This window comes from Pseudomonas sp. FP1762 (assembly GCF_030687105.1).
Classification (GTDB): domain Bacteria; phylum Pseudomonadota; class Gammaproteobacteria; order Pseudomonadales; family Pseudomonadaceae; genus Aquipseudomonas; species Aquipseudomonas siliginis.
In genome coordinates this window covers 2,202,847-2,226,135 of record NZ_CP117458.1, presented here as the reverse complement: position 1 = coordinate 2,226,135, position 23,289 = coordinate 2,202,847, and the positions used below count along the sequence as shown (strand labels likewise).

Sequence of the window (23,289 nt, the reverse complement as noted above, 5' to 3'; positions counted from 1 at the left end):
TTTTCCCACAAAAATCTCGACAAGTCCTACACCAAAATCGGAAACCCGCTGTCAGAGGATTTTCTTGAATTTTAAGCAGTTGCGAAATCGCTTACAGTTAAATACTGTATGCACGTACAGCTTAATAAGGATAACCTCGTGGCCACCTCTCCTGCTGCTCCTGACGCTTATGAACGCATGGGTATGCGCGTTCAGAAAATCATCAATTCCCCCACCGCACAAAAAGCCAAAGCCGCACTGATTTTCCGTCTGCCGGATGAGCCGATGGACGACTGGGAGCGCTTGCTCGAGGAAATCGACGAGAACGACAACGTCACCCTCGCCTATCGCGATGACGGTGGCGTGCAGATTTTTTGGGTTGTGCCGAAGGAAGATTGATTCAATGAGTGTCCGCTGTGTTGCTTTGCTGTTGTTGTTTTTCGCCGTGGGCGCCCAGGCTGGCGCCCCACGTACATTTTCCGAAGCCAAGAAAGCCGCATGGAAACTTTATGCGCCGCAGTCCACGGAGTTTTACTGCGGCTGCAAGTACACCGGCAACCGCGTCGATCTCAAGGCTTGCGGCTATGTGCCGCGCAAGAACGCCAAGCGTGCATCGAGGATCGAGTGGGAGCACATCGTGCCAGCGTGGCAGATCGGGCATCAGCGGCAGTGCTGGCAGCAAGGCGGACGCAAGAATTGCACGCGTTACGATCCGGTTTATCAAAAGGCCGAAGCCGACCTGCACAACCTGGTGCCGAGCATCGGTGAGGTCAACGGTGATCGCAGCAACTTCAGCTACGGCTGGTTGCCGGTGCAGTCCGGTCAGTATGGATCCTGCCTGACGCAGGTCGACTTCAAGGCCAAGAAGGTCATGCCCCGCCCTTCGATCCGCGGCATGATCGCCCGCACGTATTTTTACATGAGCAAACAATACGGACTGCGGCTGTCGAAGCAAGATCGGCAGTTGTACGAAGCGTGGGACAAGACCTATCCAGTGCAGGACTGGGAACGTCAGCGCAACCAGAGCGTGGCGTGCGTGATGGGGCGTGGCAACGAGTTTGTCGGCTCGGTAAATCTGAAAGCCTGCGGCTGATCGCAGCACAAAAAAAAGGCCTCGAGCGTTATGCTCGAGGCCTTTTTCATGTCTGGCGTTCAATCTGTGTTGAAGGCGCTTCGCTTATGGCGTGAGCGGATGCTCAATCACCACCGATTCGATATTTTGTTTCTTGGCTTTAACCAGCGCTGCATCGACCTGCACCTTTCGCGCCTCGGCGTCAGCCTGGGAATTGAACGGACCGATCAGAATTCGTGTTTTACCGCTGCCGTCCTTGACGACTGTCGGAACGAAAGCATGCTCGATCAACCAGCCGCTCAGGTCACTGACGGCCTGAGGGGTCTCGCCCCGAACTTCCAGATCCCACTGTGGCGCGGCGGCCGCCGGCGCTGCCGCGACCTTCGTCTCAGGCTTGGGCGCATCTACATTCTTGCCTTCACCGCAGCCTGCCAATGCCAGTGCCGCTACCAGCCAAACCAATTTGCGCACAACGCTTCCCTCGGAATTCGTAAAGCGGCGATCTTATCATTCAAAAATACTTCGCGAGCCCCGCAAAATGGGCACAAAACAACGAGAATGATGATTGCAGCCTCTGTATAGTTACGCCCTGGGAATTAATGCCGCATCTGCGCGTCAGAAAGAGGCACCCAAACCGTGAGACTTCGCACTAATCTATAGATACCACCGACCTCTGCACTGTCTGAATCAGGTGCCCTACAAAGCAATCAAGGAGAAGACCATGCTGATACTCACCCGCAAAGTCGGTGAAAGCATAAACATTGGTGATGACATCACGATCACCATCCTCGGAGTCAGCGGCCAACAAGTCCGCATCGGCATCAACGCTCCGAAAAACGTGGCAGTGCACCGTGAAGAAATTTACCAACGCATCCAGGCCGGCCTGACCGCTCCGGACAAGCCGCAAACACCCTGAGCCACTTTGCATTACGTAGCCAGTCCTATTGCCGTCGCGCAAGACTGGCTAAAGATTCACGCGCCGTTTAGCCATCCGCATTTCACCCCGCTGGGCACGGCGCCTGAAGCACACTGACTCCTTTCACTTGTCACTCCCTCCTTTCTTGCGCCGATATTACCTTTCACTCCTGGAGCTGGCTGTCGGACGTTTCCGATAGAGCACGGAGAATTTCGCCTTCTAAGCGAATATCACCCCACGCGCCATGCCCGTCGCCGCGACCATCATCAGGATCAGCAGCAGCGCTTCAACATGACTGATTCGCGCGTACAACTTCGCACGCCCGGCTTCAGGCGCTACCCCGCGCGACGATGCGATGCGCCATTTGATCAGCGTGATCATCGGTGCAAGCTCCATCAGTAGTATCAGCAAGAACAGCGTCATCTTCAGATGAAACAGCGGCTGATGCAGGTAATAGTCGGAGGCTTTCTCGTAACCACCAAATGCGCGCATCGCTCCGGTAATAAGCAGCGTCAAAGCTGAAAGCCCCCAGAGGTTATCCGCGAGCAGCACGCGCTTGAGCTCTCCCGTGCCCGCCGAGAGCTGGCTGAACGCTGTGCCGCGCGTCAGTACCGCCCAGAAAGCCAAGGCAAACGCGAATAGATGAACAGCCGCAAGGATCCACTGACTCATCATCGACGCACCCCCTTACAAAGAGTTGAAAATCGGCCAGTCAGTAGTAGACGAAAAAGCGGGGCCTCGCTTGGAGCTGACGGCGAGACAGATGCCAAACGCCAAAACGCAGGCAAAAAAAATCCCAAGCAGCTGATGGAAGCTTGGGATTTAAAAATGCATAAACCGTGGTGGTGAACGCGGAACGGATGTTACTTAAATTCCCAATATGCAACAAGGCTTTTTCGATAACCGGTTGGAGAAAAATAGCTGTAAGCCTTTGGATATTCAGGTGTTTTCAACAACAAAATGGTAGAAAACGCACCAAAATGGCGCTTGATCACTTTGCCCAAATAGTAATGAATGGAGAGCTGATCAGAGCGAAGCGGAAATGACCGGGAACAAGCGTTGCGCAAATCGCAGACAACAAAAAAGGGCTCACCTTTCGGTGAGCCCTTCCAGACCGCCCAGCAGAGCGGATTTTGTTTGGTAGGCGCGATTGGACTCGAACCAACGACCCCCACCATGTCAAGGTGGTGCTCTAACCAACTGAGCTACGTGCCTGCTGTGAGGCGGCATTCTACGGAATTCCGGAGGGGTGTCAACACCTTTTTTTCACCTAACCCTATGAATATGCAAAATATTTAATTTCGCCTCAGCGACGAAGATTTTTCGGTAGCTGGCGGAGGTTTTTCAACTCGGGTAGGATCGACGCACTCGTAAAATATATTAAACAGAGGCGGCAGGATGGCGAACAACCAATACCCAGAGTCTTATTACGCTGCGTCGGCCAATGCCGTACCACCACGCCCTGTGCTGCAGGATGATGTGGAGACGGACGTCTGTGTGATCGGCGCCGGGTATACCGGGCTGTCGTCCGCCCTGTTCCTGTTGGAGAACGGTTTTCGCGTAACCGTGCTGGAAGCGGCGAAAGTCGGTTTTGGCGCCTCGGGCCGAAACGGCGGGCAGATCGTCAACAGCTATAGCCGCGACATTGATGTCATCGAACGCACGGTCGGCCCCAAGCAGGCGCAACTGCTCGGCGAAATGGCCTTTGAAGGCGGCCGGATCATTCGCGAGCGCGTGGCCAGATACAACATCCAGTGCGACCTGAAAGATGGCGGTGTATTCGCCGCCCTTTCCGCCAAACAAATGGGCCACCTGGAATCGCAAAAGCGCCTGTGGGAACGCTTTGGCCACACCCAGCTGGAATTGATGGACCAACGCCGCATCCGCGAAGTGGTCGGCTGCGATCAGTACGTCGGCGGCATGCTCGATATGAGCGGCGGCCACATCCATCCGCTGAATCTGGCGCTCGGTGAAGCAGCGGCAGTCGAGTCTCTCGGCGGCACCATCTATGAGCAATCACCTGCCGTGCGCATCGAGCGCGGCGCCAATCCGGTTGTGCATACGCCGCAGGGCAAGGTCAGGGCCAGGTTCATCATCGTTGCCGGCAACGCCTACCTCGGCAATCTGGTGCCGGAACTGGCGGCCAAATCGATGCCGTGTGGCACTCAGGTGATCACCACCGAGCCGCTGGGTGATGAGCTGGCGAAAGCGCTTTTGCCGCAGGACTACTGCGTGGAAGACTGCAACTATCTGCTCGACTACTATCGCCTGACCGCCGACAAGCGCTTGATCTTCGGTGGCGGCGTGGTCTACGGCGCTCGCGATCCGGCGAACATCGAAGCGATCATCCGCCCGAAGATGCTCAAGGCTTTCCCGCAACTCAAGGACGTGAAGATCGACTACGCCTGGACCGGCAACTTCCTGCTGACCCTTTCGCGCTTACCGCAGGTCGGGCGCCTGGGCGACAACATCTATTACTCGCAGGGCTGCAGCGGCCACGGCGTCACCTACACGCACCTGGCTGGAAAAGTCCTCGCCGAAGCGTTGCGCGGTCAGGCCGAGCGTTTCGATGCCTTTGCCGACCTGCCCCACTACCCCTTCCCCGGCGGGCAACTGCTACGCACACCGTTTGCCGCGCTGGGCGCCTGGTATTACGGGCTGCGCGATAAGTACGGCCTATAAACACCATTGTGGCGAGGGGATTTATCCCCGCTGGGGGTGCGAAGCGCCCCCTCTTGAGCAGGAGGGGACTGCTACGCAGTCCAACGGGGATAAATCCCCTCGCCACAGTAGATTCAGCAAGGCTTAGGATCAGAGCTGATCCCGAGCGATCCCGCTGCGAATCCGCAGGATATCCGCCAGCACCGCCAGCGCAATTTCCGCCGGTGTCTTGCTGCCGAGGTTGAGGCCGATCGGCGCATGAATCCGCGCCAGCTGCGCCTCGCTCAAACCACCAATGCGACGTAAGCGCTCAAAGCGTTTTTGCGACGTCTGCAGTGATCCCATCACACCGATGTAAAACGCCTTGGTGCGCACCGCCTCCATCATCGCCAGATCATCGATACGCGGATCGTGGGTCAACGCCACTACCGCCGTATCGCGATGACAACCACCGTCGGCAATAAACACCGAAGGCAACTGCCGACGGATTTCCACGCCATTGAGCACCACACCTTCCAGCACCTCCTCGCGCGGATCGCAGAGAATCACTTCGAAGCCAAGTCCTACCGCGAACTCGGCACAGACCTGCGCCACACTGGAGTAGCCGGCGAGCAACAAGCGCTGTGCTGCACCGATACGGATGCGCACCCGATCAATCTCACGCTCGATCCGTGCACCCTGCTCGCGATCAGCCAACAGAACGCGAGCACCGCTGGCCAGATCGACTTCGCGAAGCAGACGACGCTGACCCAGCAGCGCTGATTCCAGTTCACGCAGATGCGCCTGCACCGCGCAGTCGGCGTCAAGTTTTTCCACCAACACATCGAGAATGCCACCGCAAGGCAGACTGACCCGCGAGCGCGGATCATCGCCTTCGCCGTAACGCACGACGCTTACTGCTTCGAGAAACGCACCTTCGGCAACGCGCTGAAGAAAATCCTCCTCAACGCAACCGCCCGACAGCGAACCGATCCACTGCCCGCCTTCGTTCACCGCGAGCAGCGAACCCGGCGCGCGCGGTGCCGAGCCGTAAGTGGTCAGCACCGTGCACAGCCAGATTCGCTGCCCGGCCACCGACCATTCCAGCGCCTTACGCACCACTTGCAGATCGAGATGCTGCATATCAGTGGGCCTTGTGCTCGAGGCTCGGCGCGTCGGCTTGCAGCTTCTGCACTTCACTTACTGCCAGCTCAGCGCTCTGGCCGCCCCAACCCTGACGCAGGTAGTTGAGCAGATCGGTCAATTGCTCAGGACTGAGCTTTTCAGCAAACCCCGGCATCGGCTGCATGCGCTCGAACCCGGAGAACTTCTGTTCGCCGATGCCGTCCTCGATCACTCGCAACAGGTTGCGCGGATCTTCCAGACGCAACGTGGTGTTGCCGCGCATGGCCACTGCGATGTGCGGTTTGCCTTCACCGCCAGCCGCGTGACAACCGGCGCAGACGTTCAGATATTCCTGACGGCCGCGCTGAGCACTCGCGCTGAGCTTGTCCAGCGGTACTTCGACGAGCTCTTTGGCTGGTGGCGGTTGCTCGCCAAGCAGGAACGTCGCCATTGCCGCCAGATCAGCATCGCTCAGACCTTGAGTGCTGTTGTGAAACACCGGGAACATTTCGTTGAACATCGTTCCTTGCGCGCTCATGCCATGCTTCAGAAACGTGCTCAGATCCTGCTGATTCCAGCCGCGCGCGGCCAGGTCGGTGGCCAGCAGGCTCGGCGCGAGATAACCATTGAGAATGCCGCCGGTCATGCGCTTGTCCATTTGCATCGCGCCCGGCAGGCCACGTGGCGTGTGGCATTCACCGCAGTGGCCGAGCACATCGACCATATACTGGCCGCGCTTCCACGCCGCACTTTTGCCTTCGGCCGGCTCCAGCTTGACGTCTTTACCGTAGAGCATGTTCCAGCCGGTCAGGCCCAGACGCACGTTGAACGGAAAGCTCAGGCTGGTTACCGGCGCGGCGCGTTCGATCGGCTCGATGGTTTTCAGATACGCGTGAATCGCATCGGAATCGGCGCGCGGCATCAGGTGATACGAAGTGTACGGCATCGCCGGATACAGATTCGCACCGTCGCGCCGTTTGCCTTCGGTCAGCGCAGCGAAGAACTCGTCATCGTTGTACAGACCGATGCCGTGCTCTTTGCTCGGGGTGATGTTGGTGCCGTAGATCGTGCCGAACGGCGACACGATCGGCAGGCCGCCGGCATAGGGCGCGCCACCCGGTGCGGTGTGGCAGGCCATGCAGTCAGCGGCGCGGGCGAGGTATTCGCCGCGCTTGACCTGATCATCGGCGTGGACCGCCAAAAACGGCGCAGCCAGTCCGACCGCAAAAGTCAGGCGGGTCAGTAAACGCTTCATGCTCAACCCTCCTTGACCAGACCAAGATCGGTCAGCACGTTGCGCGTGGCGTTGTAATAACGCACGTACCCGGTGCAGCGGCAGACGTGATGGCCGAGGCTGTCCTCGATCACCTGTTCCAGCTGACTTTTGACGATCGGCTGGCGCTGCAGCTTCTCGAGCAACACCGTCGCGGCGTTGACGAAGCCTGGCGCGCAGTAGCTGCACTGGAAGGCAAACTCGTCGACAAAGCGCTGCTGGATCGGATTGAGCTCAGTGACCTGGCCCTGCTCGTCGCGAGTGGCGTGGCCTTCGATGGTGCGGACTTTCTTGCCCTCGAAGTAGTGCGCGCCGGTGATGCAGGTGCGCACTTCTTCGCTGGTACCGTCGGGGTTATCGACGATCACCACGCAGGCGTGGCAGATCCCCTGACCGCAGCCCAGCCGCGAGCCGGTGAGGTTTTTGTATTCGTGCAGATAGTCGATCATCGGCAGGTCATCAGGGATGTCCACCGGGCCGACGGATTGACCATTGAGGGTCAGTTGAAGCGGACGGTTAGCCATTGAGGGCCTCCTTGATGCGCGCAGCAGTGATGGGCAGGTCGCGAACACGTTTGCCGATGGCATGCGCCACGGCGTTACCGATGGCACCGACAATCGGGATCATCACCACTTCGGCGATGCCCTTGGACGGATCGCTCGGCGACAGCGGCGGCAGGATCTCCGCAGTCTGCTTCCACACCGCTACGTGACGGGCCATCGGCAGACGGTAACGGTTGAAGTTCCAGTCACCCTCCCCCGGCCCGCCTTCGTACAACGGCATTTCTTCCATCAGCGCATGACCAATACCCATGGCGATACCGCCTTCGAGCTGGCCCTTGACCAACTCTTCAACCAGCACGCGACCGCACTCGATCCACGAATGGTGGTTGAGCACCTGAACCTCCGACGAGCCTTTGTTGACCTTCAGCTCGACCAACGTGGCAACCGGGCTGTAATAGGTCACGGCAGCGTTGTTCAGTTGGACTACCGGGTAGTTGACGTTCTGCCGATCGAGCAGGTGGAAGCCGGCACTGTTCATCTGTGCTTTCTTCGCTTGTGGCGCGCCATCGCCGTATTTCACCGCCAGACCGTCGAGCGGCAAGCGCTCGCGCACGCCGTCGATGCTGTATTCGGCTTCGGCCCAGCTCCAACGGTTGAAACCGTGCACCGTGGCGCCCGTCACCAGCCCGCGTTCGTGGGCGCGCTTGGCCAGCTCTTCGAAACTCAGCGGCTGCATGCCGTTGGCGGTCAGCTTGCCGTCGACCCAATGCGCATCTTCGCGACGCACCACGTAAGGGTTGGCCTGGCCGCCGTACGGCCCCTGACGCCATATCTCCAGCGCCGCCGGCCACAAACCATGGTTGAACAGCACGCGCGCGGCCTCACGGGTTGCATGGCTGAAGTAATAGGCGGAGTTGGTCGCCGAAGACGCCGACGCCAGCTTGCCGACCCAGCGCGGGTTGCGCAGCAGATTGTCCTGTTCGGCCTGACTCATGATGTACGGGTTGCCGCTGGTGATCAGCTGCATTTCCTGCCACTCGGTTTCGCCGGTCTTCACATCATGCGCCGGGCTGCCGAGGAAATCGGCGACGACCAAGGCTTGCGAAGTGGACATGCCGGTGCCGATTTCGATACCGATGTGGCGCAGGGTGATGCGCCCGTCTGCGGTGAATTCGATGCTGGCCATCGGCGCTTCGGAGCCGGTACCGAAGTCTTTCTGGCAGATGGCGAAACCGACGCCGTACCAGTTATCCGGGTCTGCCGCTTCACGTTGTTGCTTGATCGTGTCGCGGTTTTTCCAGACTTCGTGCACCGAGGCCTTGTCGAGAATTTCGTGCAGGCGCAGTGCACCGGCCGGGATTGCGCCCTGGGTGTTTTTCATGCCGGATCGCAGTGCATTCCTGCGGCGCAAATCGATGGCGTCGACACCCAGACGATTAGCGATTTCGTCGACCATCATTTCGGTCGCCGCCATGCTTTGCAGGGTGCCGTAACCGCGCATCGAACCCGCTTCGACTGCGCGCGAGTGATAGGCGGTGACCTGCAGATCGTTCTGCGGCATGTAGTAGATCGACTGCGCAGCCGTGGCGCCAACCGCTGCCACCGATGGGCTGTAGTTGACCCGACCGCCGCCGTCGACGCTCATTTCCGCGCGGAAAATCTTGAAGGTGTAGTCATTCTTGTCCACGGCCAACTGGTAGCGGATGTCGAACGGGTGACGCTTGATGCCGCTCTGGAATTGCTCATAGCGGTCGTTGGCCAGACGCACCGGCACACCGGCGCCGTACAGCGCGGCCAGGGCTGCATAGTAGACAAAAATGTTGTGGTCTTTGGAGCCATAGCCGACGGTATAGCCCGGGTGCATGTTCAGGTTGGCCAAGCCGAAACGCGACGGCCCGATCATCTTCGCAGTCTCGGTCGCGACTTCCAGCGGGCACTGCGTCGCCACGACGAAATGCAGGGTTTTGGTTTTCGGGTCGTACCAGCCGTTGCCGTTGTCCGGCTCAAGGGCGGCCGGTTCGATCGACGGCGTCTTGTAGCGCTCATCGAACACCAGCCAGTTGTCTGGCGGCGTGTCGATCTCCTGCTTCATGCGGTCGGCGTAGAACAGACCGCGCTCGGTGAGGTTGCCATGCAGGTTCGGCGATGCGTTCCACACTGGACGGCGGTTCTTCAGCATCGGGAACAGAATCGAATCCTTGAGGCTGGCGAACTCGTCTTCATCCGCCGAGGTCGCGCCACCGACGCGCACATAGCGGAAGCTGCCGTAGGGATCGCCTTCGTAGAACGGCACTTTGGCGCCGTAACGAATCGCCTTGTCATTGAATTTGAGTTGATTCTTGGCCTGACGGAAACGCTCGAAATCGTTCCAGATCAGGATCGCCACCGGGTGACCGATGAACATCGGCACTTTACCTTCCGGCAGCAATGGATCAGGCGCGTGCTCTTCGGGGAAGACGATACCGTCCTTGTCCAGATCGGCAGCGGTAACGATGCGGTCTGGCTGCAGATCAGCGCCGAGCCACGACAGGTCGTAACCTGCGTAGATACGGTCGGCCTTGATGGTTTTCAGCAGCATGGCGTGGCCCTGTTGCTCAGGCCAGCCAGGCATGTCCTTGGCGCGGATGTCGCGGGCAAACACCTTGCTGCCGCAGACCTTGGACAAGGCATCGTTGCGTTGACGGGCCTTGCCGTTATTGCCGAGCCATTTCTCGGACGGCACGGTGACGCTGTTTTCCATCAAGGCAGCCAGCGCCTGACTGCTGAGCGGCGTAAGCGTAACGCTCACACCCGCCACCAGCCCGCCCTGGAGGAACGAGCGCCGGGATATTTCACGGTTGGACATGGATCATCCTCTGGGCGGTTATAGGTCCGCCCTTGTGGTTATCTACTGGGGATCTCGAGTCGTGCAGAAGCTCTTTCTGGCGAAGCAAAGAGCTGTGTTGACAGTGCAAAGCTGACCGAAAGGTTAACTTTAAAGGTTTCTGCGCCCACAGCAAACAACCAGTTACAAAAACCTGACTAAATAATCAAAAAATCAATGCGACGTAGCACCGCATCCGATCTGCCGAGATAACAGAGCGTGCCTATGTGGGAGCGAGCCTGCTCGCGAAAACGTTTTTCCAGGCAATACAGATTTTGAACGTGCCGGCGCTTTCGCGAGCAGGCTCGCTCCCACAGGGATTCGCATGGACTTAAGGAGAGAGGAAGAGGAATAACCAAATTTCAGACACAAAAAACCCCGGTCTTTCGACCAGGGTCTTTGCTATCGATCCGATTCAGCCAATGGCTGATTTCGGCGCTTCAAGGCGTTCAGTGGTCCTTGAAACAGATATGGCGCAGCGGACGGGACTCGAACCCGCGACCCCCGGCGTGACAGGCCGGTATTCTAACCGACTGAACTACCGCTGCGTATCGCTTTGAGCTTGCGCTCAAGTGACTCGTTTTGATTGCCGGCTTCGGTGCCTTGCAATCGCGAATCAGATGAATCTGACTCGTAAAATATGGCGCAGCGGACGGGACTCGAACCCGCGACCCCCGGCGTGACAGGCCGGTATTCTAACCGACTGAACTACCGCTGCGCGTCGGTGCAGGCACTTTCAGCCTACTCTCTTGCTTGCGCAAGCTTCTCGGGAGTGGTGGGTGATGACGGGATCGAACCGCCGACATTCTGCTTGTAAGGCAGACGCTCTCCCAGCTGAGCTAATCACCCGTTTGCATCTCCGAGGCCGCGAAATTTACGCAGGTGGCGAAGCTAAGTCAATAGCAGGATTGGAGTTTTTCTGAAAAAGACGAAATTGCTTCATTCCTGAAGAAGCCATCGACCGATGGACCGCATTCGCGAGCAGGCTCGCTCCCACAGGACGCGGCTTCGCTTGTTATTCCGTGTAGATCATCTTCTTGGTCATGCCGCCATCGACGACGAATTCCTGCCCGGTGACAAATCCCGCATTGCGCGACAGCAACCACGCCACCATCGCCGCCACGTCTTCGACCGTCCCCACCCTGCCCGCCGGATGCTGGGCGTGATCGGCATCGGCCAACGGTTCGGCGCGACGCACCGAGGGATCACGCGCATCGATCCAGCCCGGACTGACCGCATTCACGCGGATTTCCGGCCCAAGGCTGATTGCCAGCGCATGGGTCAGCGCCAACAGCCCCCCCTTGCTCGCCGCATACGCCTCGGAGTCCGCCTCCGACTGTCGCGCACGGGTCGAGGCCAGATTGACGATCGAACCGTTGTGCGCACGCAGATAAGGCGCACAGTGCTTGGCCAGCAACATCGGCCCGCTCAGATTCACCGCCAGCACCCGATTCCAGTAGGCGAGATCGAGGCTTTCCAGAGTGATGTTGTGCGGATCGGCCACCGCCGCGTTGCAGACCAATGCATCGAGGCGACCAAACTGCCCCAGCACCTCGGCCACGCCCAGTGCGACCTGATTTTCCTCGGCGACGTCCATGGCGATGAACCAGGCGTTCTCGCCGAGCACCTTCGCCACTTTCGAACCACGCACCCGATCAAGATCGGTCAGCACCACTTGCCAGCCTTCGCTGATCAGCCAGGCGGCAATTCCGAGGCCGATACCGCGTGCAGCGCCAGTGACCAGCGCCACGCGGCCATGGGTATTGGCCGCCGGTGTGGACAACTCGATCACAATGCCGCCAGACCGCGCGCCAGGTCAGCCTGCAGATCAGCGACATCTTCCAGACCAACCGCGACGCGGATGAGGCTGTCGCGAATCCCCGCTGCTTCACGCTCCTGCGGCGCCAGACGGCCGTGGGAGGTGGTGCTTGGATGGGTGATCGTGGTTTTGCTGTCGCCGAGATTGGCAGTGATCGAAATCAACCGAGTAGCATCGATAAAGCGCCAGGCGCCTTCTTTGCCGCCCTTGACCTCGAAGCTCACCACCGCACCAAAACCCTTCTGCTGGCGCTGGGCCAACTCGTGCTGCGGATGGCTCTTCAGACCGGCGTAATGGACCTTCTCGATGCCGTCCTGCTGCTCCAGCCATTCGGCCAGCGCCTGAGCGTTGGCGCAATGCGCTTTCATGCGCAGGTTGAGGGTCTCGAGGCCTTTGAGGAAGATCCACGCATTGAACGGGCTGAGGGTCGGCCCGGCGGTCCGCAGGAAACCCACCACTTCTTTCATCTGCTCACCGCGACCGGCGACAACGCCGCCCATGCAGCGACCCTGACCGTCGATGAACTTGGTCGCCGAGTGCACGACAATGTCCGCGCCGAGCTTCAGCGGCTGCTGCAACGCCGGGGTGCAGAAGCAGTTGTCGACCACCAGCTGCGCGCCCTTGGCATGAGCGATTTCAGCCAGGGCGGCGATATCCACCAGCTCGGCCAACGGGTTGGACGGCGACTCGACAAAAAGCAGTTTGGTGTTGGACTTGATCGCCGCGTCCCAGGCCGACAGATCGGCCAGCGGGACGTAATCGACTGCGACGCCGAAGCGTTTGAAGTATTTCTCGAAGAGGCTGATGGTCGAGCCGAACACGCTGCGCGACACCAGCACATGATCGCCAGCACTGCACAGGCTCATCACCACCGCCATGATCGCGGCCATGCCGGTTGCCGTGGCGACGGCTTGCTCGGCGCCCTCCAACGCGGCAATGCGTTCTTCGAACGCGCGCACGGTCGGGTTGGTGTAGCGCGAATAGACGTTGCCAGGCACTTCGCCGGCAAAGCGCGCCGCTGCATCGGCAGCGGTGCGGAACACGTAACTGGAGGTGAAGAACATCGGGTCACCGTGTTCGCCTTCCGGCGTGCGGTGCTGACCGGCACGGACGGCCAGGGTATCGAACGCTACGCCTTCGAGGTCGCTGTCCAGCCGACCGGCATCCCATTCCTGACTCATGCTGTCTCTCCTTGCTGTTCTCGAACAATAAATATCAGATACAAAACCGGCCCCTCAGGGCCGGTGGAAACTCAGTTGTTGTACAGATCGATGATCGCACTGACTGCCTGGGTCTTGACCTTCGAGGCATCGTTGCGCGCCTGTTCGATCTTGTTCAGGTAAGCCTCGTCGACGTCACCGGTCACGTACTTGCCGTCAAACACTGCGCAATCGAAGTGCTCGATCTTGATCTTGCCGCCGCCGACCGCTTCGATCAAGTCAGGCAGATCCTGATAGATCAGCCAGTCTGCACCGATCAGGTCGGCCACGTCCTGAGTCGAACGGTTGTGCGCGATCAGTTCGTGGGCGCTCGGCATGTCGATACCGTACACGTTCGGGAAGCGCACCGCAGGTGCCGCCGAGCAGAAGTAGACGTTTTTCGCGCCAGCTTCGCGGGCCATCTGGATGATCTGCTTGCAGGTGGTGCCGCGCACGATCGAGTCATCGACCAGCATGACGTTCTTGCCACGGAATTCCAGCTCGATGGCATTGAGCTTCTGGCGTACCGACTTCTTGCGCGCAGCCTGGCCCGGCATGATGAAGGTGCGACCGATGTAACGGTTCTTGACGAAACCTTCGCGGAATTTCACGCCCAGGTGATTGGCCAGCTCCAGCGCTGCGGTACGGCTGGTGTCCGGAATCGGGATGACCACGTCGATATCGTGTTCAGGGCGCTCGCGCAGGATCTTCTCGGCAAGCTTCTCGCCCATGCGCAGACGCGCCTTGTAAACCGACACGCCGTCGATGATCGAGTCCGGACGCGCCAGGTAGACGTGTTCGAAAATGCACGGGGTCAGCGACGGGTTGGTTGCGCACTGACGGGTGTGCAGCTTGCCGTCTTCAGTGATGTAGACCGCTTCACCCGGGGCCAGGTCGCGAATCAGGGTAAAACCGAGCACGTCCAGCGAAACGCTTTCCGAGGCGATCATGTACTCGACGCCTTCGTCGGTGTGTCGCTGGCCAAACACGATCGGGCGGATGCCGTGCGGATCGCGGAAACCGACGATGCCGTAACCGGTGACCATCGCCACAACGGCGTAACCACCAACGCAACGGTTGTGCACGTCGGTCACGGCGGCGAACACGTCTTCTTCGGTCGGCTGCAGCTTGCCGCGCTGGGCCAGCTCGTGGGCGAATACGTTGAGCAGCACTTCCGAATCGGAACTGGTGTTGACGTGACGCAGATCGGATTCGTAAATCTCTTTGGCCAACTGTTCAACGTTGGTCAGGTTACCGTTATGCGCCAGTGTGATGCCGTACGGCGAGTTGACGTAGAACGGCTGGGCTTCGGCCGACGTCGAGCTGCCGGCAGTCGGGTAACGGACGTGGCCGATACCCATGTGGCCGACCAGACGCTGCATGTGACGCTGCTGGAACACGTCACGCACCAGGCCATTATCCTTGCGCAGGAACAACCGGCCATCATGGCTGGTCACGATACCGGCAGCGTCCTGGCCGCGGTGCTGGAGCACGGTTAGCGCGTCATACAGCGCCTGATTGACGTTCGACTTACCGACGATACCGACGATGCCACACATGCGACGCAACCCCTACTTAATGGATCTGAACTGAACAGCACTCACTGAGGCGTTTTCGCCGTCGGCAAGAGCTGCTCCTTGAACGGAATCTCAGCGGGTACGCTGATTCCGCTGGCAAGCCACTGACTGCTCCACCCGAGTATCAGGTTTTTGGACCAGTCGGCGACCAATAGAAACTTGGGCACGAGCTGTGATTCTTTCCACCACCCGTCCTGCTGTACCGGCCCCAGGCTCAACAGCCCGACCGCCACGACCACCAGCAACACGCCACGCGCTGCGCCGAAGGCCATGCCGAGGAATCGATCGGTCCCGGACAACCCGGTGACGCGAACCAACTCGCCGATAAGATAATTGATCATTGCGCCCACGATCAGTGTGGCGACAAACATGATGGCACAGCCCGCGATCACGCGAGCCGATGGGGTTTCGATGTATCCGGCGAGGTACTCGGACAGTGAGCCACCAAACATCCAGGCAACCGCTCCTGCGATGATCCAGGTCAGCAGCGATAAAGCTTCCTTTACGAAGCCGCGGCTCAGACTGATCAAAGCGGAGATGGCGATGATTGCAACGATCGCCCAGTCAACCCAGGTAAATGGCACAGTGCAGCCTACAGACGGATAAGGCGGCGCATTTTAGCAGAGCGCATGGCTGTCGGTAAGCTGCGATTGTCAGTGCTTTTCAATCGAGGTGATAGATTTCAGCCACGTTCAGGCTGAAAACGGACAACGAAGCCCTTGAGGTTCTGCTGACGACTCAGCAGATCACGCAGACGATCGGCTTCGGCACGCTCGATCAGCGGACCGACGAACACCCGATTCTTGCCATCGGCAGAACGAATGTAGGCGTTATAACCCTGGCTGCGCAGGTTCTTCTGCAGGCTCTCGGCGCTGGCGCGGCTCGACAGACTGGCCAGTTGCACCGACCAGCTCACCGACAGACCGTTGGCATCGACGCGGCTCTGCGTGGTGTCAGGCTTGCTGGTTGCGGATGTGATCGGCTGAGCCGGCGCCGGAATCGGCTTGGCCACCGGTGGCGGCGTTGCCGGACGGGCTATCTGCGCAGGGATGGTCGGTGCTGGCGCAGCCGGTGCAGCCGGGGCCGCAGGCACCGCTTCTTCAGCGACTTCTTCGTCAGTCGGCACAGGCTCTTGCGGCAAGGCTTGCGGCTCGGGCACAGCCACCGGGTCAATTTGCACCTGCGGCATGGCCGAAGGCTGAGGCGCAGCCGGGGCCTCGACGGTCACCTGACGCTGCTCGTCCTGACGGGAAAACAGCATCGGCAGGAAGATCACCGCCAGCGCCACCAGCACCAGCGCGCCAACCATGCGCTGCTTGTACGCTTTATCCAGCAAAGCCATTTGCCGCTTCCTCCGTGGAGCGCCGGGCCAGCCATTCAAGGGCCTCGGCGACACAATAAAATGATCCGAACAACAGAATCTCGTCGTCGCTGGTTGCTATAGCGCACTGCCCATCCAGAGCGGCCGCCACGCTGGCGTAAGACGTAACCGAAGCACCAAGGTTCTGCAGCGCTGCCTCAAGCTCAACCACCGGACGCGCGCGCGGCGAATCCAGCGGCGCGACAGCCCAATGCGCGACACTAGCATTCAATTCGCCAACAACACCATCCAGATCCTTGTCCGCCAGCAGGCCGAATACCGCCAGGCGCTTGCCCGCCGGGGGCCGCGCGGCCAGACGACGGGCGAGATATTCAGCGGCATGCGGATTGTGACCAACATCAAGCAACAGGTTCAGGCGCTTGCCATTCCATTCGAATGACCGACGATCGAGGCGCCCAACCACGCGCGTCGCCTGCAACGCCGCGACAATCTGTTCGGCATTCCACGGCAAACCTGTCAGCAGATAGGCTTGCAGCGCCAGCGCGGCGTTTTCCATCGGCAGATCGAGCAGCGGCAAGTCGCGCAACTCGACCACTTGGCCCAGGGCATCGGTGCCGCGCCATTGCCAGTGTTGGTCAGTGATGCCGAGATCGAAATCGCGTCCACGCAGAAAGAATGGGCAAGCCAGTTCGTGCGCCTTGTCGAGCAGTGGTTGCGGAGGATTCAGGTCGCCACACAGAGCAGGCTTGCCCTGGCGGAAAATTCCGGCCTTCTCGAAGGCCACGGATTCGCGGGTATCGCCCAGATAATCGGCGTGATCGACGCCAATGCTGGTGACCAGCGCAATATCGGCATCGACTACATTGACGGTATCCAGACGCCCGCCCAACCCGACTTCAAGCACCACAGCGTCAAGCGCCGCCTGCTGGAACAGCCAGAACGCTGCCAGAGTGCCCATTTCGAAGTAAGTCAGGGAAGTCTCGCCGCGGCCCGCCTCGACCGCAGCAAAGGCTTCGCAGAGCTGCGCGTCAGTGGCTTCGACGCCGTCGAGCTGCACCCGCTCGTTGTAACGCAGCAGGTGCGGAGAATTGTAGACACCAACGCTCAGGCCCTGCGCACGCAGCAATGAAGCCACGAACGCGCAGGTCGAGCCCTTGCCGTTGGTGCCGGTGACCGTGATCACCCGAGGCGCCGGCTGGCCCAGCCCCATGCGGGACGCTACCTGTTGCGAACGCTCCAGGCCCATGTCGATGGCCGACGGATGCAACTGCTCAAGGTAGGCGAGCCATTCACCAAGGGTGCGCTGGGTCATACGTTGGCAGGCACCGGCGGCACCACGATCGGTTCGATCGGCGCGGCGACGAACTTCGGCGTCGGCTTGCCGGTCATCTGTGCCAGCAGGTTACCCAGACGCGGACGCAGTTCCTGACGGTGAATGATCATGTCGATCGCGCCGTGCTCCAGCAGGAACTCGCTGCGCTGGAAGCCTTCCGGCAGTTTCTCGCGCACGGTCTGCTCGATCACACGCGGGCCGGCGAAGCCGATCAGGGCTTTCGGTTCGCCGACGATGACGTCGCCAAGCATCGCCAGACTGGCGGAAACGCCGCCGTAGACCGGGTCGGTCAGTACGGAGATGAACGGAATGCCTTCTTCACGCAGACGCGCAAGCACGGCCGAAGTCTTGGCCATCTGCATCAGCGAGATCAGCGCTTCCTGCATGCGTGCACCACCGGAGGCGGCGAAGCAGATCATCGGGCAGCGGTTTTCCAGTGCGTAGTTGGCAGCGCGCACGAAGCGCTCACCGACGATGGCGCCCATGGAACCGCCCATGAAGTTGAATTCGAATGCCGAAACCACTACCGGCATGCCCAGCAGGGTACCGCTGACCGAGATCAGCGCGTCTTTTTCGCCGGTCTGCTTCTGCGCAGCGACCAGGCGGTCCTTGTACTTCTTGCCGTCGCGGAATTTCAGACGGTCAACCGGCTCCAGGTCAGCGCCCAGTTCGTTGCGGCCTTCCGGATCGAGGAAGATGTCGATGCGCGCACGTGCGCCGATGCGCATGTGGTGGTTGCACTTGGGGCAAACGTCCAGGGTCTTTTCCAGCTCCGGACGGTACAACACCGCCTCGCAGGACGGGCATTTGTGCCACAGACCTTCAGGCACCGAGCTCTTCTTGACCTCCGAGCGCATGATCGAAGGGATCAGTTTGTCTACTAACCAGTTGCTCATGCTTTCTTTCTCCAGTACCGGCGGCCCGAACGCTCTGGTTCGCAGCCCCGCGTATGCCCTTGAGCTAAATTCATGTGTGTGGCGATGGTTGCCGAACAGTGGCGGTCAGCGCGGAACATGACCTGCGTACGATTCAGCAACCCTCAGCCGCGCCTGCTTTGTGCAAGTGCATTGATGGACGGCGGCAGACTGCCAGCCGTCACATCGACGATGTATTGCCGCGCACCGCGTTGATGAATGCGCGAATCCTGTGGTGATCCTTGATGCCTTTGCTCGCTTCTACCCCGCCGCTGACATCCACCGCGTAGGGCTTGACCCGTGCTACCGCGTCGGCAACGTTCTCCGGCGTCAGGCCGCCGGCCAGAATCAGCGGTTTGCTCAAGTGTTGCGGAATCAGTGACCAGTCAAACGCCTCGCCGGTTCCACCGGGCACCCCTTCGACATAGGTGTCGAGCAGTACGCCACTGGCGCCGGGAAAGGCATCGCAGGCAGCAGCAATGTCATCACCCGCCTTGACCCGCAGCGCTTTGATGTACGGACGATGCCAGCCTTCACACTCCTCCGCACTTTCGTCGCCATGGAACTGCAGCAGATCCAGCGGCACCGCATCGAGGATTTCTCCGAGCTCGCAACGGCTGGCATTGACGAACAGCCCCACGGTGGTAACGAACGGCGGCAGCGCCTTGATGATCGCCCGCGCCTGCTGCACGTTCACCGCTCGCGGACTCTTGGCGTAAAACACCAGGCCGATCGCGTCGGCACCAGCTTCGACGGCGGCCAGCGCATCTTCGATGCGGGTAATGCCGCAGATCTTGCTGCGAACGGCTGACATGTCAGGAAAACCTCAAGGCAAAATCCGAAAACGTCCCGGATGGTAACAAAAGCGTTCGAGGGCGTCAGCCGTCAAGTTCGGAGAAACCCGTAAGGAAATGTGGCCCGATAAAGCGCTCGGGCAACGGAAATTCGTCGTGGTACTCGACCTGCACCAGATACAACCCGTAGGGATGCGCCGTGACCCCGCCGGAGCGACGCTCGCGACTTTCCAGCACTTCCTTCATCCACTCCACCGGACGCTCACCGGCACCGATGGTCATCAGCACACCAGCGATATTGCGCACCATGTGATGCAGGAACGCGTTGGCACGAATGTCGAGCACGATCATCTTGCCGTGACGGGTCACGCGCAGGTGATGCATCTTCTTGATCGGCGACTTTGCCTGGCACTGACCGGCCCGGAACGCGCTGAAATCGTGGGTACCGATCAGGTACTGCGCGGCCTCGGCCATGCGCTCGGCGTCGAGCGGACGGTGATTCCAGGTGATTTCTTCATTGAGGTGCGCCGGGCGGATCTGATCGTTGTAGATCACATAGCGATAACGCCGGGCAATGGCTTTGAAGCGCGCATGAAAATGCGCCGGCATGACCCTGGCCCAACTGACGCTGATGTCGTGGGGCAGATTGATGTTGGCGCCCATGACCCAGGCTTTCAGCGAGCGATCAACCTGGGTGTCAAAGTGCACCACTTGGCCGCAGGCATGCACGCCGGCATCGGTACGCCCGGCGCATTGCAGGGAAACCGGCGAATTGGCGACTTTCGACAGGGCTTTTTCAAGCTCTTCCTGCACCGTCGCCACTCCGGTCAGCTGCCGTTGCCAGCCGCTGTAGCGCGAGCCTTTGTACTCAACGCCCAGCGCGACGCGGTAAAAGCCGTCGGGCGCCATTTCGGCGACCGGGTTATCTATGTTTGCCAAGGTGGGACAGCCTGCTGATTTGCAAAGGCGGGCATTATAAGGCGGTGGGCCGGGGATGCCAGAGTTCTCTATCGGCAGTACCGCCCCCTTCGCGAGCAGGCTCGCTCCCACATTTGCAATGCGCCCCCCTGTGGGAGCGAGCCTGCTCGCGAAAGCAATCGATCAAACACCGCCGAATCCGACACAAACAAAAACGGCAGCCCCACCGGGCTGCCGCTTGTTGTTTACCGCTGAACTTACGCCAGGTTGGAAAGCATTTCCTTGGCCTCGCCCCGCTGCTTCTCGTCACCCTCGGTCAACACTTCGTTGAGGATGTCACGCGCACCGTCAGCGTCGCCCATGTCGATGTAAGCCTGGGCCAGATCGAGTTTGGTCGCTGCTTCGTCGGTGCCGGCGAGAAAGTCGAAATCGTCTTCGCCCAGATCATCGCCCAACGCAGCGTCCGCTTCGGTGAAGCTCGGCTCGGCCATGCTTTGCGACAGGCGATCCAGCTCGGCATTGACGTCGTCGAGCTCGGCCGCGAAAGCATCCGGCTCGGCGGCTGGGTTGGTGTCCATTTCGTCGGCCAGCGACAGGTCGAAATCGGCTGGCAGCTCCAGGTCGTCCTGCGGCACGTCAGCAACTACCGGCGTCTCGACCGGTGGCAAGTCCTTCACGCCGTCGTCCAGATCCAGCAGGAAGTCATCTTCAGCCAACGTGGCCGGCGATGGTTCGGCGCCCAGATCCATGTCCAGATCGAAGTCCGACAGATCGTCGAGATTGTCTTTCATCTCGGTCTGCTCTTGCAGCACCGAAGCGAAGCTCAGATCGTCTTCGGCAGGAAACGCGTCTAGCTCGACAGGCGCTTCTGGCTCGACCGCTGGCGCAGGATCGACCGGGGTGATGTTGTCGAGGTCGTCCAGGCTCAAATCGAACGCGGTGTCGAGATCGTCAGCGGCAGCCTCGGGCGCTTGCGGCTCGTCTTGCAGCAATTCCTTGACGTACTGCGCGTCCAGTTCGGCAGCGACGGCGGCAGCTGCCAGCCCACCGGCAGCGATCACAGCCATGGCCGGGAAGCGGCTTTTCAGCGCTTCGACCTTGGCGAAGTTATCGCCATTGGCCACCAGTTGACGCTCTTGCGCAACGAACGCATCGCGGTCGCCCTGCTGACCGTAGACTTCCATCAGCTTCAGGCGCAGATCGCTGCGTTCCGGCTCAAGGCTGACGCCCTCTTCCAGCAGCGCAGCGGCCTGATTAAGGCGGCCGGCATTGATGTGCGATTGCGCTTTGTCGAGCACATCATCAGAGCGTTCGCCGGCCGGGGCCACCAGTGGTGCGGCAATCGGCGCAGCCATCACCACCGGAGTGACGACCGGTGCAGGGGCTGGCGCAGGTGCCGGAGCTGGCGTGTTGAGCTTGACGCTGGCTGCCGGGGTTTCCAGGCCGGAGAAGCTGCTTTCCGGCAGATCCTGCTCAGCGGAGAACTCTTGCTCTTCAGCCAGAGCGCGGGCCATGCGCAGGTGCTTTTCGGCTTCCTGCTGGGCTTTGCGACGGCGCGCCAGCAGCAACAGCAGAAGCAGCAGAACCACCGCACCGCCGCCGATCAGGCCGAGCAGAATCGGATTGGTCAGCAGTTCATTGAAGGCTTTGTCGTCATCGGCGGCAGCAGGCGTGGTTTCGACCACCGGCTCGACGACCGGCTCAACCGGGGTTTCCGCTGGCGGCGCGATGGCTGACTCTGGAGTCGGTGAAGCCGCTGCGGCGTCGGCCGGAGTGGCTGGCGGGGTCGCCGCCAGTTCGGCAGTGATCGCCGGCACCGGCGGCACAGCAGCAGTGGCGCCAGGCGCAGCGCCGGCGCCGTCGGCCTGCATCTTCGCCAGTTGATTGTTCTTCAGCTCGATCAGCTTTTGCAGCTTGTCCAACTGGCTCTGCAGATCAGCCATGCGGCTTTTCAGTTCCTCGTTGTCACGACGGGTCGTGTCGAGGTTTTCCTGAGTGATTGCCAGTTTGTTGCTCAGCGCCTTGGCGTCGCCGGCCGGGCCTTTCGCACCGGGCTTGGCGCTTTCCGCCGAGACCAGGCTCAGATTGTCCTGGGTGTTGGCCGCTGCACCGGTATTGCCACGGCCACGATTGGTCGCATCCAGCTGCTGCTGACCGGTGCCAGGCTTGCCTACGTAACGACGGCCCTGGCGCCAGGCTTCGTTCTGCGCCGCCACTTCAGCAATGGCAGCCGACTGCGGCAGCGCTGTGCTTTGTACCGGGTCCGGCAGACGCAGCACCTGGCCGGTTTTCAGACGGTTGATGTTGCCGTCGATAAAGGCATTCGGATTGAGCGCCTGAATCGCCAGCATGGTCTGCTGCACCGAGCCGCCGTTGCGCGCCTTCGCGGCGATTTCCCACAGGGTATCGCGCGGCGTGGTGGTGTATTGATTGCGATGGGTGGCGCCAGTGGTGGGCGCAGTGATGGTCTGCGACGGCGCCGGTTGCGCGGCGGCGTCTGCGGTCTGCGGCGAGAACTTCGACGGATCGAGCAGCACGCTGTAATCACGCAGCAGGCGGCCATTGGGCCACATCACCTGCACGAGGAACTTCACCATCGGTTCCGACAGCGGTTGGCTCGAGGTCACGCGCAACACGCTTTTGCCGCTGGCGTTGAGTACCGGGGTGAACGTCAGGTCATTGAGAAAAGCCTGACGATCAACGCCAGCCTTGGCGAAATCTTCAGGGGAAGCCAGGCTCGGCACCACCTCGGCGGCGGTGAGATCCTTGACGTCGAGCAGCTCGATTTCAGCCACCAACGGCTGGTTCAGGGTCGACTTCAGGGTCAGCTCCCCGAGCCCGAGGGCATGCGCCATACCGGAGGACAGCGCCGAGGCGGCCGCTATTGCTAACACCAGTTTGCGAACTTGAACCATAGCCTCATCCTTTGTTTGAACGTTCCTCGGCCAGCGAGAAGCTTTTGAATACCGCTGCCGTAAGGCATTGCGCGCGACGACGGGGGTCGCCGCGCGCGATCATTTCTGTGCTGCCCCGGAAAGTCCCG

At 60.4% G+C, this 23,289-nt stretch carries 20 protein-coding genes and 4 tRNA genes; 4 read left to right on the top strand and 20 right to left on the bottom strand.

Annotated features, from left to right (window positions below; genetic code table 11):
• The first annotated feature begins 108 nt into the window (after window positions 1-108).
• Both PSH90_RS09755 and PSH90_RS09750 read left to right on the top strand, forming a co-directional pair.
• Window positions 109-378 carry a DUF1654 domain-containing protein gene (locus PSH90_RS09755; RefSeq protein WP_016774035.1) on the top strand — a complete coding sequence of 90 codons (270 nt, stop codon included), beginning with the start codon at window positions 109-111 and terminating at the stop codon, window positions 376-378.
• 4 nt (window positions 379-382) lie between these two features.
• A complete protein-coding gene (locus PSH90_RS09750; RefSeq protein WP_041478547.1) occupies window positions 383-1,072 on the top strand; it encodes an endonuclease in 690 nt (229 codons plus the stop codon).
• Between the two features lie 84 nt (window positions 1,073-1,156).
• On the opposite strand, the gene PSH90_RS09745 is transcribed toward PSH90_RS09750, so the two are convergent.
• On the bottom strand, window positions 1,157-1,522 hold the full coding sequence (locus PSH90_RS09745; protein WP_024012401.1) for an SPOR domain-containing protein: 366 nt from the start codon (window positions 1,520-1,522) through the stop codon (window positions 1,157-1,159).
• Window positions 1,523-1,772: 250 nt separating this feature from the next.
• On the opposite strand from PSH90_RS09745, the gene csrA reads away from it, so the two are divergent.
• Window positions 1,773-1,967 carry a carbon storage regulator CsrA gene (csrA, locus tag PSH90_RS09740; RefSeq protein ID WP_003179932.1) on the top strand — a complete coding sequence of 65 codons (195 nt, stop codon included), beginning with the start codon at window positions 1,773-1,775 and terminating at the stop codon, window positions 1,965-1,967.
• Window positions 1,968-2,186: 219 nt separating this feature from the next.
• Here csrA and PSH90_RS09735 read toward each other — a convergent pair whose 3' ends face one another.
• A complete protein-coding gene (locus tag PSH90_RS09735; protein WP_305382605.1) occupies window positions 2,187-2,642 on the bottom strand; it encodes a DUF2214 family protein in 456 nt (151 codons plus the stop codon).
• Between the two features lie 463 nt (window positions 2,643-3,105).
• A tRNA-Val gene (locus PSH90_RS09730) sits at window positions 3,106-3,182 on the bottom strand.
• A 183-nt stretch (window positions 3,183-3,365) separates the two neighbouring features.
• On the opposite strand from PSH90_RS09730, the gene PSH90_RS09725 reads away from it, so the two are divergent.
• Window positions 3,366-4,649 (top strand): FAD-binding oxidoreductase, encoded by a 1,284-nt coding sequence (locus PSH90_RS09725; protein ID WP_150635745.1) that lies wholly within the window; start codon window positions 3,366-3,368, stop codon window positions 4,647-4,649.
• 129 nt (window positions 4,650-4,778) lie between these two features.
• Here PSH90_RS09725 and PSH90_RS09720 read toward each other — a convergent pair whose 3' ends face one another.
• The 17 genes from PSH90_RS09720 to PSH90_RS09640 all read right to left on the bottom strand — a co-directional run bounded on the left by PSH90_RS09720 (window position 4,779) and on the right by PSH90_RS09640 (window position 23,161).
• Complete coding sequence (locus PSH90_RS09720; protein ID WP_305382603.1) at window positions 4,779-5,750, bottom strand: XdhC family protein; 972 nt, start codon at window positions 5,748-5,750, stop codon at window positions 4,779-4,781.
• A gap of 1 nt (window position 5,751) precedes the next feature.
• Window positions 5,752-6,987: a cytochrome c gene (locus tag PSH90_RS09715; protein ID WP_305382601.1), complete on the bottom strand. Its 1,236-nt coding sequence runs from the start codon at window positions 6,985-6,987 to the stop codon at window positions 5,752-5,754.
• A gap of 2 nt (window positions 6,988-6,989) precedes the next feature.
• Window positions 6,990-7,529 carry a (2Fe-2S)-binding protein gene (locus tag PSH90_RS09710; RefSeq protein ID WP_305382598.1) on the bottom strand — a complete coding sequence of 180 codons (540 nt, stop codon included), beginning with the start codon at window positions 7,527-7,529 and terminating at the stop codon, window positions 6,990-6,992.
• Complete coding sequence (locus PSH90_RS09705) at window positions 7,522-10,353, bottom strand: xanthine dehydrogenase family protein molybdopterin-binding subunit (RefSeq protein WP_305382597.1); 2,832 nt, start codon at window positions 10,351-10,353, stop codon at window positions 7,522-7,524. The genes PSH90_RS09710 and PSH90_RS09705 overlap by 8 nt, the downstream gene beginning before the upstream one ends.
• 489 nt (window positions 10,354-10,842) lie before the next feature.
• A tRNA-Asp gene (locus tag PSH90_RS09700) sits at window positions 10,843-10,919 on the bottom strand.
• A gap of 93 nt (window positions 10,920-11,012) precedes the next feature.
• A tRNA-Asp gene (locus PSH90_RS09695) sits at window positions 11,013-11,089 on the bottom strand.
• A gap of 55 nt (window positions 11,090-11,144) precedes the next feature.
• Window positions 11,145-11,220: transfer RNA gene (locus PSH90_RS09690), tRNA-Val, on the bottom strand.
• A 166-nt stretch (window positions 11,221-11,386) separates the two neighbouring features.
• Window positions 11,387-12,163 carry an SDR family oxidoreductase gene (locus PSH90_RS09685; RefSeq protein ID WP_252879799.1) on the bottom strand — a complete coding sequence of 259 codons (777 nt, stop codon included), beginning with the start codon at window positions 12,161-12,163 and terminating at the stop codon, window positions 11,387-11,389.
• Window positions 12,160-13,371, bottom strand: coding sequence for an O-succinylhomoserine sulfhydrylase (locus PSH90_RS09680; RefSeq protein ID WP_056784395.1), 1,212 nt, complete (start codon window positions 13,369-13,371; stop codon window positions 12,160-12,162). The genes PSH90_RS09685 and PSH90_RS09680 overlap by 4 nt, the downstream gene beginning before the upstream one ends.
• A gap of 71 nt (window positions 13,372-13,442) precedes the next feature.
• A complete protein-coding gene (gene purF / locus PSH90_RS09675; protein WP_016773943.1) occupies window positions 13,443-14,948 on the bottom strand; it encodes an amidophosphoribosyltransferase in 1,506 nt (501 codons plus the stop codon).
• Between the two features lie 41 nt (window positions 14,949-14,989).
• On the bottom strand, window positions 14,990-15,550 hold the full coding sequence (locus PSH90_RS09670) for a CvpA family protein (protein WP_016773942.1): 561 nt from the start codon (window positions 15,548-15,550) through the stop codon (window positions 14,990-14,992).
• 98 nt (window positions 15,551-15,648) lie between these two features.
• Window positions 15,649-16,308 (bottom strand): SPOR domain-containing protein, encoded by a 660-nt coding sequence (locus tag PSH90_RS09665; RefSeq protein WP_041478538.1) that lies wholly within the window; start codon window positions 16,306-16,308, stop codon window positions 15,649-15,651.
• A complete protein-coding gene (gene folC / locus PSH90_RS09660) occupies window positions 16,292-17,599 on the bottom strand; it encodes a bifunctional tetrahydrofolate synthase/dihydrofolate synthase (RefSeq protein ID WP_305382595.1) in 1,308 nt (435 codons plus the stop codon). The genes PSH90_RS09665 and folC overlap by 17 nt, the downstream gene beginning before the upstream one ends.
• On the bottom strand, window positions 17,596-18,516 hold the full coding sequence (gene accD, locus PSH90_RS09655) for an acetyl-CoA carboxylase, carboxyltransferase subunit beta (RefSeq protein WP_016773939.1): 921 nt from the start codon (window positions 18,514-18,516) through the stop codon (window positions 17,596-17,598). The genes folC and accD overlap by 4 nt, the downstream gene beginning before the upstream one ends.
• 199 nt (window positions 18,517-18,715) lie before the next feature.
• Window positions 18,716-19,348, bottom strand: a complete 633-nt coding sequence (locus tag PSH90_RS09650; RefSeq protein WP_095179496.1) for a phosphoribosylanthranilate isomerase — start codon at window positions 19,346-19,348, stop codon at window positions 18,716-18,718.
• Window positions 19,349-19,412: 64 nt separating this feature from the next.
• Window positions 19,413-20,237, bottom strand: coding sequence for a tRNA pseudouridine(38-40) synthase TruA (gene truA, locus PSH90_RS09645; protein WP_016773937.1), 825 nt, complete (start codon window positions 20,235-20,237; stop codon window positions 19,413-19,415).
• A 266-nt stretch (window positions 20,238-20,503) separates the two neighbouring features.
• The gene (locus tag PSH90_RS09640; protein ID WP_305382594.1) at window positions 20,504-23,161 is read right to left on the bottom strand and encodes a FimV/HubP family polar landmark protein; all 2,658 of its coding nucleotides are present in this window, start codon (window positions 23,159-23,161) and stop codon (window positions 20,504-20,506) included.
• Window positions 23,162-23,289: the final 128 nt, after the last annotated feature.